The sequence below is a fragment of the Imperialibacter sp. genome, assembly GCF_040222815.1.
Lineage (GTDB): Bacteria > Bacteroidota > Bacteroidia > Cytophagales > Cyclobacteriaceae > Imperialibacter.
Genome location: NZ_JAVKCH010000026.1, coordinates 251,594 through 267,362 on the forward strand (window position 1 = coordinate 251,594; position 15,769 = coordinate 267,362).

Below are 15,769 nucleotides of genomic sequence, written 5' to 3' on the forward strand. Positions count from 1 at the left end.
ATTACGATTACCATTCTTTCGGATTGATGGGATTTAAATTTTAATCGTCAGTCTGAGCACTGAAAATGGAGAAAGAGCGGGCTGTATTTCATCTTGCGACTTACTCCAGCGCTTGTCTTAACTGAATCTCTTCAAGTTATTTGCTGATTTTTATCATTTCCCAATGGAGATAGATGGCTTTTCTTTGTAAGTAAATCAAGTAAAAACATGCAGCAGCAGTCATCCCTTCTTTCCAAATACAATATACCAGGCCCCCGTTATACCAGTTACCCCACCGTGCCCTACTGGGATGCAGAAGACTTTACAGAGAAGCTTTGGGTCAGAAGTTTCCAACAGGCATTTGCTGAAACCACCGATGAAGAAGGCATTAGCTTATACATTCACCTTCCCTACTGCGAAAGCCTGTGCACGTTTTGCGGTTGTAACAAACGGATAACCAAGAATCACAAGGTAGAGGAGCCATACATTGACACGGTTTTGAGGGAATGGGATTTGTACCTCGCCAGGCTACCAAAAAAACCATCGATCAAAGAAATACATCTGGGTGGAGGCACGCCAACGTTCTTCTTTCCTGAAAGCTTGAAGCGTTTGATAGATGGAGTATTATCGAAAGCAATCAAACACCCATCCGCTTCTTTCAGCTTTGAAGGACATCCCAACAATACAACATACGAGCACCTGAAGACCCTGCGGCAGCTCGGCTTTGACAGAGTAAGCTATGGTATCCAGGACTTCGACCCGGTAGTGCAAGAGGCCATACACCGCCACCAAACTTTTGAAAAAGTGAAGGAAGTGACAGAATGGTCAAGGCAATTGGGCTATACATCTATCAACTACGACCTGGTTTACGGCTTGCCTTTCCAAACATCAAAATCCATCGTAGGTACAATTGAGAAAGTAAAAGAGTTGAAACCAGACCGCATTGCTTTTTACAGTTATGCCCATGTGCCATGGATCAAAGGAAATGGGCAACGTAAGTTCTCGGAGGACGATCTACCCAGGGATGACGAGAAACGGGCACTGTACGAAATTGGCAAAGAAATGCTGTTGGATCTGGGCTTAGTCGAAATTGGCATGGATCACTTTGCCACCAGGGAGGATGAATTATATACTTCATCGCTAAACGGACAGCTTCATCGTAATTTCATGGGCTACACCGCATCATCGACCAGGCTGCTCATTGGACTCGGCGTGTCCTCCATCAGCGACTCCTGGTATGGTTTTGCTCAAAATCATAAAGACGTAGAAACCTATCAGGAAGCAGTGAATGATGGCTTTTTACCAGTTTTCAGGGGTCATATGCTCAACCAGGAAGACCTCATCATCAGGCAGCACATACTCGATCTTATGTGCAGATTCTCCACAACGCTACTTGAGGCACAAATGCCGTACCGCTCCATACTGGAAAGACTTGCCGAGCCCCTGCAGGATGAGCTAATTGAGTTAAGCGGCGACGATGTCCATATCACTGAAAAAGGACATGCGTTTATCCGTAACATTTGCATGGCGTTCGATAAACGGCTTTGGCGAAAACAGCCCGAAACGCAACTTTTTTCATCCACTATTTGATGGTGTGAGTGGTTTGGTGGCTAAAAGGTTTGTGCTTTACTTTGAACAAAGCCTTTACCCAATGAAAAAACCTACCTACCTGATATTTGCTTTGGCACTTACGTTGGCCGCTTGCCAACCCTCATCAAAAAAACAAACGTTGAATGAGCTGAAGCAAAGCATCGCAGCAGATTTTGAAGCCAACACCGGCGACTATGCCATTGCCTTCAAGGATCTCAGTAACCCCGACAATCAGCTATTCATCAACGAAAAGGAGACTTTTCATGCTGCCAGCACCATGAAAACGCCGGTGATGATTGAGCTGTTTAGGCAAGCCCGTGCCGGTAAATTCAGTCTTTCCGACTCCATTCTGGTTGTCAATGAGTTTAAAAGTATTGTCGACTCATCGGCCTATACCATGGATATCGGCGAAGATAGTGGCGAAGGGCTTTACAGCTTTATTGGCCAAAAGCTCACCATTTATGACCTGACGTACGAAATGATCACTGTGAGCAGCAACCTGGCCACCAATATTCTGATAGAAATGGTGGGTGCTCCCAACGTCATGGCGACTTTGAAATCATTCGGAGCCAATGACATACAGGTACTGCGTGGCGTGGAAGACCAAAAGGCCTACGAGCTCGGCATGAACAATACCACGACCGCCAAAGACCTGGCCATTGTGATGGAAATGATTGCTACCAACAAGGCTGGCACCCCCGAAGATTGTGCTGCGATGATCAGGATTTTGGAAGAACAGCGGTTTAATGAAATAATACCCGCCTATCTGCCCGACTCAGTAGTCGTTGCCCACAAAACAGGCTCCATTACCAAATTGCATCACGATTCTGGCATTGTTTATCTACCCGATGGACGGAGATATGTGCTGGTACTGTTGTCTAGGAATCTGAACACCATTGAAGAGGGTACGGAAGTACTGGCAAGGGTGTCGGAAAAGATTTATAGCTATTTGAATCAATAGTCAGCAACAGTTATAGTTTCAAAAAAGACTGCAATCGATTCAATCGGGCAAAGGCTATCTGTCGCAGGATTAACATATTTACCACCCTCCTTTGAGACGTATGTCTACCAGTGTTGCCTTGTATCTCCCTATTTTGCCTGCTCAAATTAATTTGAATTATATTGATGAAACAACACCTACTTGAAAAGGCATCGTGGAAACTTCTGCCGTTTGTCCTTATCAGCCTCATTGGATTTTCCTGTAGCGAATCACGTGACAGCTCGCTTTTGATCGTTTACGAAAAGAACCATGCGCTAGCAGCTTCGATAAATCAAATAATGAGTGATGCCACGGCGCAAGGACTAAAAACCGACACAGTCTCCCTCACCAGCGACCGCCGTGGCGACAACCTTTGGAATAACAAAGGCGTGCTTTTGCTGGCCAATACAAATCATCTTACACCACAGTGGCAAACCGACATTGAGCGCTACGTGCAAACAGGTGGGGCTTTACTTGCTCCCAGGGACACAGTCAACCAATACCAATGGCCCTGGCTGTTTGCTGCTGAGGAAGCCGGAACACAAACTTATGACGGCGGAAGAGTAACATTTTTTGCTACCCCAACCGATTTAACCGGTGAGGCAATCTCCTCCTCCTTAGCAGAAAATGCTATTAATAAAGAAAGTGCAAAGAGCCTGGCTGCACCCGACGTCAGTCGGTTTACCAAAATCATTCTCGATGCAGAGGTCAACGAGCCAATGGAGTTGGATATACTTCCTGATGGCAAGCTGCTGTTTATTGAGAGGGAAGGCAACCTGAAAATGTTTGACCCCGAATCTAACGAAACAAAGATTCTTCACACCTTCAAAGTAAATACAGAAGGCAATTATGAAGACGGCATGTTGGGCCTTGCTGTAGATCCAAACTATGATCAAAACAATTGGATTTACATTTACTACTCTCCTTTGGGCGGTGCCTCCCGACAAAACCTATCAAGGTTCACGCTGCTGGCCGACAGCCTGATAGTGGGCAGTGAAAAAATTATGCTGGAGGTAGGCGTGCAACGGGAAACCTGCTGCCATTCGGGTGGTGGTATTGTGTTTGGGCCTAACGGTCATCTTTACCTGAGCACTGGCGACAACACCAGCTCGAAGGAATCGAGTGGCTACTCTCCTCTTGACGAGCGCCCTGGTCGTGGGCCTTTCGATTCTCAGAAGGGCTCTTCCAATACGCATGATCTTCGTGGCAAAATTCTAAGAATCAAACCTACAGCGGACGGCTCCTATACGATTCCTGACGGTAATTTATTTCCCAAGGATGGTTCGCAGGGCCGACCAGAGATTTATGTCATGGGTTGCAGAAATCCATTCCGATTCACCGTGGATATGAAAACCGGTTACGTGTATTGGGGTGATGTGGGCCCGGACTCGGGCAGAGACAGTGAAAAAGGCCCTCAAAGCTACGACGAATGGAACCAGGCAAAAACACCTGGCTTTTACGGCTGGCCTTACTTCGAAGCGAACAACATTGCCTTCCCTATGGTTGACTTCGCTACGGATGAAATTGGCCCCAAGCAAGACCCGGCCCACCCTATCAACGAATCTCCCAACAACACCGGCTCAAGAGAATTGCCCCCTGCAAGGCCTGCCATGATCTGGTACCCTTACGGCCAGTCGGACATTTGGCCCATGCTGGGCACAGGCTCCAGAAGTGCGATGTCTGGCCCTATGTACTATAAGCCAGCCAACGCTTCGAAAGCGGGATTTCCTGAGTATTATGATGGCAAGCTCTTCATTTATGAGTGGGCACGTAGCTGGATCAAGGTTGTTTCGTTTGACGAGGACTGGAACCCGACGCAAATTGAATCTTTTCTGCCTGACGAAACATTTGTGAAGCCTATCGACATGGAGTTTGACAAAAACGGCGTGATGTACCTGCTGGAGTATGGCTCCAACTATTTTGCCAACAATGTGGACGCAAGGCTGGTAAGAATTGAGTATGCAGAAGGCAACAGAGCGCCTGTGCCAGCAATAGCGACGGACAAAACGAGAGGCGCTGTCCCCCTCACAGTTAACTTTTCAGCCCAGGGTTCTTTTGACTATGATAAAGACGATGCTTTGGTATTTAGCTGGACAACCAAAGACGGCAAGAAGTATGAGGGCCGTGACGTGAGCATTACTTTTGATCAGCCCGGTGAACAAGAAGTGGAGCTTACAGTCACCGACTCCAAGGGAGAGACTGCATCAGCCTTTGCAAAGGTGACAGCGGGCAACGATCCTTCGAATATTGCTTTTGATTATAGCGGAAACCAATCCTTCTACTTTGGTAAAGAAACCAATACCTACAAAGTAACAGTGACCGACAAAGAAGATGGCAGCACAGAGGATGGCGGCATAACCGGAGAGGCGGTAAGCGTTAATTTCAGCTATCTGGAAGGCGGCTATGACCAGGCCAACCTGGGCGAAGACTTCTTCAAAAACCCAGCCATCAATGTAAAAGGCAAAAACATGATCGCCAACAGTGATTGTTTGTCGTGCCACTCCGTCGATCAGAAATCGATTGGGCCTACCTACATCGAAATTGCAAAAAGATACGCTGATGACCCTTCGTCAAGAGACATGCTGGCTGGCAAAATCATCGAAGGCGGCAATGGCAACTGGGGCCACAGCCTGATGGCAGCCCACCCTCAACTTACGCTCGATGAAACAAGAGTGATGGTGGATTATATCCTGTCGCTGGTGAAAGAAAGCCCGACTACAAGTTTGCCTTTGAAAGGCAGCATAACGCTCGACAAACAAAGTGCAGAGAACCAGGGTGCCTATGTGGTGGGTATCCGGTATACCGACAAAGGAAATGGCACCATTCCCGCCATTGAGTCGTCAAAGATGATTATGATCAAAGCACCTGTGCTTGAAGCTGAGAACTACAATTTCTTCAACGACGTGCAACAGCAGCGCCCCAATGGTGGCGACTTTGCCTTCCTGAGCAATATCAATGATGGCTCATATATTGGCTACAAAAGCATTGACCTGAAGGGAATCAGCAAAATTTCTGTAACCATGATGGCTGTGAAAGGCGGAACGATCAAAGTGGTTTCAGGCAGCCCCACAGGCAAGGTAATAGGCACTGTGGATGTACCTGCCTTCGAAGGCTCATGGAGAGATCGCCAGTGGACAAATGCTGACATCAGCATCGACGAGGTTGGTCAGATTGCCAATCTGTACTTTGTTGTTTCCCATCCGGATAAAGAGACAAACCTGATGAGTCTGGACAAAATCAGTTTTTTCAAATAGTTAGAAAACAAGTCGTACCCGACTATCCAGGCACCTGTCTTAAGAAGGCAGGTGCCTTTTTGCTCCCAATCAAGTTGACTTTATTGTCACCGTCCGGCAGCCTCTGATTCTGAGGAGGAAAAGACCAAATCAACATCCACCGGAGCTGTTCCTACTCTTCCCACAGCGGGTAGCTCAAGGGCGAAATCAAATAAATCAAGTTCCAGGCTTAGTCCAAGTACATTCACCTCCACCCCTTCGTGAAACCCAGCCGTGAGACCCAGTAAACCATACACAGAAGCCTGCACCCCACTACCGCTGGGGGACCAGCCAAAGGTCTCATTCCATGGCCGCCAGTCCTTTCCAATGGCTGTAGATGGAAGGTCGAGACCAAGTTCGGGCACTTCAAGACCGAGCCAGGCGATAAACGTATTGCTATTGGGGCCCGGCCAAACGGTGTAGGTGTCGGCGTACGGGTATTTTGATATTGCTGCTTCAACTTTATCGACAACAAGCTCAGCATCCTGGCCTCGCAGGTCAAGGAGAAGCGTGGGTTCATTGCCATACCAGCTTTTGTCGGGAATGCCTGCCTCTGAGAAAAGTGCGGTCCCATTTCTGTTTAGCGCCCACCCTATGATCTGGCTGACCTGGTAGTGATCGGCACCCTTGCCTTTCGTAGCTATCCAGGTGTGTACAGCAAGCACCTTTTTAGCGCCCCAGGTACGAGCAGCATATACCTGCACGACTGCGTCTTCAAACTGGTCGGGCTTGGGTGCCAAACCATAGCTGTAGGCTGAACCCCCTATATCAGATGCAGCGAGGCGCTCCCGGTGAATTTTGAATGGTTCGATCAGGTAAATGCCATATGCGTACAACACCAAAAGCACCATCCAGCCAATTTTTGACAAAGGCCATTTCTTCTTCGGTATAATATTAAGCTGACGATCCATGGACACGATTACTCCCTGTTTACGAGTGGCAAGTAAAAAGGTGACGTGTCTCGTGATTTCAGGGCTACTCAATCAGTCCGGTTAAAATGAAAAAGCAGCCTCCGTTACCAAAAGCTGCTTTGCCTATTCAACCTGATAAAGTCTATTTTTTGATGCCCTTTCCTGTTGCCGCCCAATAAATACCGCCATACAAGTGATCCAGGAAGGTTTGATCAGAATAGATAGCCCCAATATGGCCCAGGCCTGTATAGAAAGCCCTTCCACCGTCGTAGTCATGATACCACGCAATTGGATGGAAATCGCCCATGCCCTTTCTGGCAGTACCTCCCCAGTTGGTTGATGCATCGTAGCTTTTTTCGTCCACGGTGAGTAAAAATTTCAAGTCGTCAGACTTAAACGGCTTTTGGTACTCATACCATTCGTCAGTCCACAGTAGTCTTTTGGGAAAGCGCTCCATGCCAGGGAAATTACTATCTACTACATCCAAATAGGCAGTTTGCTGCTGCGGGTGAACCTGAAACATCATGCCTACCATTTTGGTGTACCATTCCCACTCGTATTCGGTATCGGCAGCGGCATGCACGCCTACCCAGCCTTTGCCAGACTTAATGTACTTTTCGAAGGCCGCCTGCTGCTCATCATTCAAGATGTCGCTGGTAGTGCTGAGGAAGATCACCACATCGTAGTTGGCTAGCTGCTTGTCGTTAAAAACCGATGCATTTTCCTGCCAGTCGACACTAAAGTTATGACGAGCCGCCAGCGCACGAACGCCATCTACTCCTTCGTGAATAGACACGTGGTGGAAACCAGCTGTTTTGGTGAAAAGAAGCACTTTGAATTGCTGCGCTTGTGAAGCAGACACAATACAAATTGCAAAAAGCAACGAAAGTATGTTTTTCAACATTGGATTTAGGGGTTTAAGTCTTCTTAATTAATTGATAGTAAATAAACATGCGGGTATATCACCACAGGCACTTTTCAGGTCATAAAAAGGGCTCAGGTTCCTGCTCAATCAAAGCATTTGTATCAACTGTAATTACGCCAGAAACTTTCAATTTACCTATAATGGTGTTCAGAAGACATCCATGAAAGGGATAAATGGCTTCCCTCGTACCGGTGCCTTAAGTGGATGACTCCAATTTCGGATGTGACTTATAAATTCCCTATGTCCTTCGCAGGCTATCTACCGTTTTATTCACTAAATTGACAAGAAAGTCCCGCTTTGAAAAGAGCCATCATCATCTGCTTTCTATTAAACATCAGTGCCTTATGCAGTTTTGCGCAAGGCGCTAAAGTGGACAGTCTCCAACAAGTGGTAAAGTTGCATCCTAAAGACACGACAGGAGTGAATGCGTTACTTGGGCTCGTCAGTGAGTTTTTAAGAATAGATCTCGCCAAAGCCAAATCATATACCTTTCAAGCCATTCCTGTTGCAGACTCTCTTCATCACCTCAGCGGCTTAAGTGCCTCCTACCTCTATCTGGTAGCCCTCTATCAGAATTCTGGTCACCAGGACAGTGCTGGTCACTACCTGGGTAAGCTGCAAATGCTGGCAGAAGCGAATCCTTCAGACTGGAAATTAAAGGCTAACTATAATCAATCGGCAGGACTCTACTACAAAAATCAGAGTGACTTCAAGAAGGCTCTTCCCTATCTTCTGGAAAATCTCAAATTTGCTAAGCCAAACATCGAAGGTACAGCTGGCCTTTATCTCAATATTGGTAATGCCTATTTCAATCTCTCCGACTACCGCAACGCCATGCACTATCATTTGGAGGGCCTGGTCATCTTTGAGAAAGTCAACAGTTTAAGAGGGCAGTCGTTTTGTTTGCACAGCCTGGGAAACGATTTTTTCCACCTCAGCCAGTTTGAACTATCCAAAAAATACTATCTGCAAGCAATGAGAATCAAGGAGCAACTCAACGACAAACGAGGGCTGATTACTACCTGGATGGGAGCCGGCGATGTATATAAAGAGTCAAATCAATACCCTCTTTCGGAGAAATACTATTTGCAGGCGATTACCGCCTCCAGAGAAATGAAGCTGCCTGGTGAAGAGCTGAGATCACTTTATCAAATAGGACTGCTTTACAAAAGAATGGAGAAATTTGAGCAGGCCCGTGAAAGCATCAAAAGCAGCCTTGTGCTCGCCAGGCAGATGGGCGACAGTACTATCAGTGCCAAAGCCAAATCGGAACTGGTAGGAATAGACATAGCTCAGCAAACCAAAAAAATTGACGAAAACACACTCATGGCCACTTTGGAAACCGTGATTGAAGCCGGCAACAGAGATGGAGAGCTGGTAGAATATGGTCGCCTAAGTGAATACTACGCAATGAACAAACAATACGAAAAAGCATTTGAGTATCTAAAAAAATACGAGCAGCTGAAAGATGAGATTGAGGGCACAGAGGTGCTACTAGAGCTGAGGGAGCTGGAAGGGCAATACCAAACCGAAAAAAAGGAGCGGGAAATTGAGCTTTTAAAAAAAGACCAGGAACTCCAGGCCCTGGCACTGGATCGGGAGCGAGCCAACGTCATCATCATTGCCATTGTATTAGCCTCAGTAGTACTCACTGCCCTTTTGCTAATCAACAGGTACCGGGTGGTGGCCAGGGCCAAAAGAACAATAGAAATGGAAAGAATGCGCAATGCCATTGCCAGAGACCTACACGATGATATTGGTTCAACGCTATCCAGCATCAATATTATGAGCCAACTTGCGCTCAAAGAGGATAACGGGCACGCCGGACAATACTTTCAAAGCATCCAAGAGCATTCGTCCAAGATCATGGAGAGCATGTCGGACATTGTTTGGTCTATCAACCCCAACAACGATTCGCTGGAGCAGGTGCTGGTGAAGATGAAGGAATTCGCTGCCGAAATACTCGAGCCAAAAGGGATCGCTTTTTCGTTTCAGGGGATTGATGAAGTAAAAAACATAGAACTGGCTTCTGAAAAGAGAAAGAATGTTTTCCTCATTTTCAAAGAGGCCATTAACAACGCCGCCAAGTATAGCAATGCGTCAAAAATCATCATCAATGTAGCTGGCCAAAATGGGAACATAATTTTCTCTATTAGCGACAATGGCAACGGATTTGATCCTGAAAAAGTGAAGCCTGGAAACGGGCTGAAGAACATGGAGGCACGGGCAAAGAGCTTGCTCGGAGCGCTGAGCCGCACCAGTGCTATTGGAAATGGAACGCATATCAACCTTGAATTCCCTATCACATGATTAGGGTATTGTTTCAACTCAGGCAATAGCCGACTTTTATCATTTACCACTAATCGACCCCTGTTATGTCCCTTTCTGTGCTGCTATATGAAGATGATGAGCTCCTTCGCAGCAGCCTGCAAAGCATGATCAGCCTTAATGAGAATTTTCGCTGTGTAGGTGCGTATGGGAACGTATTACAGGCAGTCGAGCAAATCGAACAGCATCAGCCTGATTTGGTTTTTATGGATATCGACATGCCAGAAATGACAGGCATCGAAGCCTTGAAAAATATACGGAGCTCCCATCCTGATTTACCAATCATCATGCTGACCGTATTTGACGACAGCACCCATGTTTTAGATGCCATATTTGCTGGTGCCTCTGGCTATCTATTGAAGAAACATATTTCAACCCGTCTTTTCGAGGCAGTGGAAGAGGTGCTGGCCGGAGGCGCTCCCATGTCGCCCAGCATTGCACGAATGGTGATCGACTCGATGAGGCAAAAGCCAGCTGAAAACAATTACAAGCTTACTTCACGGGAAAAAGAGATTCTTACGTCTCTCAGCCAGGGCAACAGCTACAAGATGATTGCCGCTGAGTTCGACATCAGCCTTGATACTGTACGCACTCACATCAAGAAAATCTACGAAAAGCTTCAGGTGCACTCTCAAACCGAGGCGGTAAGTAAGGCTATTAATGAGGGGCTGGTATAGAACCATTATCAACAGCCGTTCCTTTTGGTGACTGTTTGATCAATTTCCTGCAAACTACCTTCACAACCCCCTCACATCATCATGCGGTTACATTCGAGCATGCTTTCTGGTAAATTTGAAATAAATGAACTGGTAATAATGCTCGGATAGAGCCTGTTAAGACATAAACTTTTACTCTGAGCCATTTCAAATTCATCTGACCTAATCTATCAAGTACGTTACCAGTTTGATCGGCGTTTGCTTCGAACTATTAATTTCTATCGAACTCTAATGAGGACTGACTATGAGATTTTTTGCGCCCCTTACTTGTCTCTTTATTGTATTCACCCATTGCTGCCTTTCTGTAAATTCAATGGCAATTGGAGCCAGGGCAGCCGGGCTGCACCATTCTTTTAGCGAGGCCGGGGGAGAATATGTGAAGGTGGAAAATCGTTCGATTTTTTTCGCTCCAGGTATCACTGACATATCACCTATGGTCGGATCGACAGGCACCACCGTTTTGATCACAGGAACCGAGTTTGGCACCTCGCCAGGCGACAACATTGTAGAATTTAATGGAGTCGTTGCGACAATAAACTCTGAAACTTCCACGTCAATGTCTGTCACCGTCCCTGTTGGAGCTACAACAGGCCCTATTAAAGTCACCGTCCTCGGTGATGAATTGTTGAGCTTATCTGACTTCACCATAACTTCGACGGCTGTTACTATGTCCGATGGGGTCATTCAAAATTGCGACGTGCAGTTCACAGATCCCGGTGGCGATGGCGACTATGGATATGATTGGGACCTGACTCAAACCTTTGTTCCAGTAAATCCAGGAGAAAAGGTCAAAGTCTCATTTTCCTCATTTAATGTCAAAAACTGTTGCGACTATTTGATCATTTATGATGGCCCAGACACTTCTTCTCCTTTCATTGGATACTACGCCGGCAGCGAAGTGCCGAATGACGTTATTGCGTCGGAACCCGGGGGCGAGCTCACCTTCTATTTTTATGCCGACAATGATGAAGATGCAGCTGGATGGGAAGCTTTGATCTCATGCGTTACGGACTTAATCACCATTGATACGCAGCCTGTTGACTACACGGGTTGCGTAGGTGACATAGTCACTTTTGAAGTTGTTGCGAGCGGCACAACCAACCTTACTTATCAATGGCAGGAGTCAGACTACGAAGGTGGATGGTATGATTTGACCGATGTGGATGGCTTTTCAGGAACCAATACCTCGGTGCTATCCATTAATACAGCCGGTGATTTTGGAGAAAACTACTATCGGTGTGTGGTTTCCGGAGACCTCACATCCAACGCATTCTCTGATGAGGTATATCTTGATATTGGGCCGGCTCAACCTTCGGTTTCCGACGTTGTCAACTGCGGGGCGACTTCTTTTACCCTCACAGCATCTGGAGCAGCCAATGGACAATACAGGTGGTATAACGTACCAACCGGTGGGTCGCCAATTGCGGGAGAAGTAAACAGTACCTACACCACTCCAGAAATAACCACTACCACCCACTACTATGTGGCCATCAATGATGGCACATGTGAAAGTGCCAGAAGTGATATACAGGCAGCCATCAGCACCTGTGAGCCAGAACCCGGATTCGTATGGGCACTGGGCGCAGGTTCAGGAGGCGGCACTAGCGCTGCCGCTAAAATCCTGCTCACCGGTGATGAAGACCTTCTGGTATTTGGCTCCTTTAGTGGCACGATTGATTTCGACACGGGTCCCGGCGAATCGATTCTCACGTCTACCGTAGGATCAAAAGTATATATGCTGAAAATGGATCCTGACGGAACATTACTTTGGGCAAAAGCGATGGGCGGAAATGGAAACATCGGCGTAGCCGACGCTACTATGGATGCGGCTGGAAATTACTACCTCCTGATCGCTTTTAATTTGACGGCTGATTTTGACCCCGGTGACGGCGTGACCAGCCTGACTGCCATCCCAAGTTCGCCAGCCAACAAAAATGATATCGCCATTGCCAAGTATGATGCTGACGGAAATTTCATTTGGGTGAGATCCATTGCGGGCAACAGCGATGAGTACGCTGGTGGCATTGAATCCGATGCGGATGGCAACCTCTATGTCACCGGAGCCTTTAGAGGTACTACCAATGTAGGGGGCTCCTTTAGCCTGACAGCCCTGGGCACCAACAGCACGGACATCCTTGCTGCTAGTATGGACACAGACGGAAACTTTCTATGGGCATGGAATATTGGCTCCAATACAAGCACTGCATCCAACTTATTCAGCGATTCGGGTTCCGACATTGCTTTTGACGGAACCTACCTCTATATCAGCGGACGAGTGTATGGGCCAGGCACGGTGGACTTTGACCCAGGAGCAGGAACTGCCATTGAAACTCTTACCGATGGTGCGGCCTATATTTTAAAGCTAAACACCGCCGGTGAATACCAAAGCCATCACCTCATTCATGGGGGTGCTGGGAACAGCATTGCAGTAGACAATGATGGCAACATTTATGTGACCGGAGGATTTGACGACACCATTGACATAGACCCCGGAGCCGGCACGTTCGAAGTAACTTCAAGTGGATCGGCTGCCACTTATCTGGTCAAGCTCGATCCAAGTGGCAATTTTGTTTGGGGTGCATCCTTCACAACCTGGCTCAACTCGGTACTCATGGGCCAGATTTTTATCGATGCTGCGGGAGATGTGTATTCCACCGGGTACTTTCAGGGCACCACTGATTTTGATCCCGGGCCACTAATCGCATCAGAAAGTAGTACTGGACTATTCCTCAACAACTTCACGCTTAAGCTTGACACCGACGGCAACTTTAAGTGGGTGATTGCCATGAGGAAAATAGATGGGGGGTTCACTTCTACCAACGGCTATAGTTTGGCAGTTAACTCAGCAGGCGACGTGTATTCAGTGGGTGGTTTCGCCCGTCATATCGATTTTGACCCAAGTGAATGCGTCTTCGAAATGAATAATGTAAACGGCACCGACTTCTTCATCAGGAAAGTAAGTCCGGCAGTTCCCACAGTTTGTTTTGATACTGAACCTGTTAACAAATTTGCCTGCACAGGCTCTACCGCTACGTTTGCAACCACAGTACTTGGAACAGATCCCTATAATTTCCAGTGGCAGAAATTGAATACCTCAACTTCGATCTACGAAGATATTTCCAACTCCGGTGGGTATTCAGGAACTACTACTTCCAGCCTTTCCATTAATACCACAGGAGACTTCGGCGCAGGAACTTACCGATGCAAAGTATCTGGCAGCACAATCATCGACGACTTCTCGGGAAGTGCCACACTAACCATTGGCCCTTTGACGCCCCCAACAGCAACCGACGCAAGCACCTGCACGCCCGAAAGCGTGATCCTCACTGCCTCCGGCGCTACTGCCGGCCAGTATCGGTGGTATGATGTTGAGGTTGGTGGCACAGCCATTGATGGTGAGGTAAACAGCTCCTTTGTCACGCCTGAGCTTTCAGAAACAACCACGTTTTACGTGGCGATCAACAACGGTTTGTGTGAAAGTGAAAGAGTTCCGGTAACCGCCACACTCAATGCCACGCTGAATCCACCTTCAGCATCTGACGTCACAGTATGCGCTGATGAAGTTGCCGTACTGACTGCCACAGGAGGCACCGACGGACAATACCGATGGTATGACGTTGAAAGTGGCGGCACTGCCATCAGTGGAGAAACCGACAGCATCTACACCACTCCTGCTCTTTCAGCCACTTCTACTTATTATGTTGCTATAAACGATGGAATCTGTGAAAGCGCAAGGACGCCGGTTGTGGTCACGGTAAACTCACCTCCTTCCGCACCTTCCACAACCGATGCGGTACTTTGCGAACCAGGTTCAGCTACTGTAACTGCCTCGGGTGGTTCAGATGGGCAATACCGGTGGTATGACACGGAAACAGGTGGAACCGCCATTGTGGGGGAAGTGGATGGTGCCTACACCACTCCAACCCTGTCTGCCACTACAACCTACTATGTTTCCATCAATGATGGTTTGTGTGAAAGCGCCAGAACGGCCGTAACTGCTAGCATTAGTCCAGAAGTGACGCCCCCGACAACGACAGATGTTTCTATTTGTGCGCCGGGGAGTGCCACCCTTACTGCCTCTGGCGGTGCGGAAGGTGAGTACCGTTGGTATGACGTGCAAACAGCGGGAACTGCTATTTCCGGCGAGATAAACAGCACTTTCGCTACTCCCATCCTATCAACGACCACTAGCTATTACGTCGCTATCAACAACGGAACTTGCGAAAGTAGCCGAACTCGTGTTGCAGTCGAGATTAGCTCTGACGTCACGCCACCAACCGCAGTCGAAGTAAGCACATGCCCTGACGAAAGTGCGACCCTTACAGCTACCGGAGGCACCGATGGAAGCTACCGATGGTATGAGATGGCCACTGGCGGTGCTGGCATCCCCAATCAAATCAATAGTACGTTGGTCACTCCTGCGCTATCTTCCGATGCTACTTACTACGTTGCCATTAACGATGGCACTTGTGAGAGCACCCGGGTACCAGTGGCAATTTCCCTGCTACAAGAAGCAGCATTCACCTCCCAGCCTGCCGACCAGTCGGTGGAAGTGGGTGAGCCAGCCTCTTTCTCGGTCACGGCCTCCGGCGATAACATAACCTACCAATGGCAAAAAGACCTGAGAAACCTGGAAGGAGAAACAAGTGCTGAACTTGCTTTGCCTGCGGTAGGTCTCGAGAGCGAGGGAAGCTATTTATGTATTATTACCAATGACTGCGGCAGTCTGGTCAGCGAGGCTGCCATTTTAACGGTATTGGAGCCCGTGATAGGACAAAACGGTGACGAGATCATTGTTTACAACGCCGTAGCACCAAATGGCAACAACAAAAACGAATTTCTCAAAATAGCCAACATCGAAAGTCACCCGGGTAATTCCGTGGAAATCTACGACCGCTGGGGCGTGAAGGTGTTTGAGGTATCCAACTACGATAACCAGGACTCAAATGCCCGGTTTGAGGGACGCTCCAATGTAGGGAGCAGCCTCAATCTGGTTGAAGGCACCTATTTCTATCTTATTCAAGCTTCAGGGCAAAAACTGACAGGCTTTTTACACCTAAGAAGATAAA

Annotated in this window: 8 protein-coding genes; 6 read left to right on the forward strand and 2 right to left on the reverse strand. The window is 47.6% G+C overall.

Annotation, left to right across the window (positions count from 1 at the left end; all coding sequences use genetic code 11):
- The first annotated feature begins 207 nt into the window (after nucleotides 1-207).
- The 3 genes from hemN (at nucleotide 208) to RIF36_RS14850 (ending at nucleotide 5,802) form a co-directional block, all read left to right on the forward strand.
- Nucleotides 208-1,569 (forward strand): oxygen-independent coproporphyrinogen III oxidase, encoded by a 1,362-nt coding sequence (hemN, locus tag RIF36_RS14840; RefSeq protein WP_350122470.1) that lies wholly within the window; start codon nucleotides 208-210, stop codon nucleotides 1,567-1,569.
- 61 nt (nucleotides 1,570-1,630) lie between these two features.
- Nucleotides 1,631-2,530, forward strand: a complete 900-nt coding sequence (locus RIF36_RS14845) for a serine hydrolase (RefSeq protein ID WP_350122472.1) — start codon at nucleotides 1,631-1,633, stop codon at nucleotides 2,528-2,530.
- A gap of 164 nt (nucleotides 2,531-2,694) precedes the next feature.
- Nucleotides 2,695-5,802, forward strand: coding sequence for a PQQ-dependent sugar dehydrogenase (locus RIF36_RS14850; RefSeq protein WP_350122474.1), 3,108 nt, complete (start codon nucleotides 2,695-2,697; stop codon nucleotides 5,800-5,802).
- An 86-nt stretch (nucleotides 5,803-5,888) separates the two neighbouring features.
- Here the strand turns inward: RIF36_RS14850 and RIF36_RS14855 are convergent, their stop codons facing one another.
- Together RIF36_RS14855 and RIF36_RS14860 are read right to left on the reverse strand one after the other, a co-directional pair.
- Entirely contained in the window at nucleotides 5,889-6,803 is a 915-nt protein-coding gene (locus RIF36_RS14855) for a DUF3750 domain-containing protein (RefSeq protein WP_350122476.1), read from the reverse strand.
- Nucleotides 6,804-6,873: 70 nt separating this feature from the next.
- Entirely contained in the window at nucleotides 6,874-7,635 is a 762-nt protein-coding gene (locus RIF36_RS14860; protein ID WP_350069483.1) for a ThuA domain-containing protein, read from the reverse strand.
- Between the two features lie 318 nt (nucleotides 7,636-7,953).
- Here RIF36_RS14860 and RIF36_RS14865 point away from each other — a divergent pair, with 318 nt between their 5' ends.
- The 3 genes from RIF36_RS14865 to RIF36_RS14875 all read left to right on the forward strand — a co-directional run bounded on the left by RIF36_RS14865 (nucleotide 7,954) and on the right by RIF36_RS14875 (nucleotide 15,768).
- Nucleotides 7,954-9,966 carry a tetratricopeptide repeat-containing sensor histidine kinase gene (locus RIF36_RS14865; RefSeq protein ID WP_350122478.1) on the forward strand — a complete coding sequence of 671 codons (2,013 nt, stop codon included), beginning with the start codon at nucleotides 7,954-7,956 and terminating at the stop codon, nucleotides 9,964-9,966.
- A 65-nt stretch (nucleotides 9,967-10,031) separates the two neighbouring features.
- A complete protein-coding gene (locus tag RIF36_RS14870; RefSeq protein WP_350149366.1) occupies nucleotides 10,032-10,661 on the forward strand; it encodes a response regulator in 630 nt (209 codons plus the stop codon).
- A 352-nt stretch (nucleotides 10,662-11,013) separates the two neighbouring features.
- Nucleotides 11,014-15,768: an Ig-like domain-containing protein gene (locus tag RIF36_RS14875; RefSeq protein WP_350127323.1), complete on the forward strand. Its 4,755-nt coding sequence runs from the start codon at nucleotides 11,014-11,016 to the stop codon at nucleotides 15,766-15,768.
- Nucleotide 15,769 lies beyond the last annotated feature (1 nt).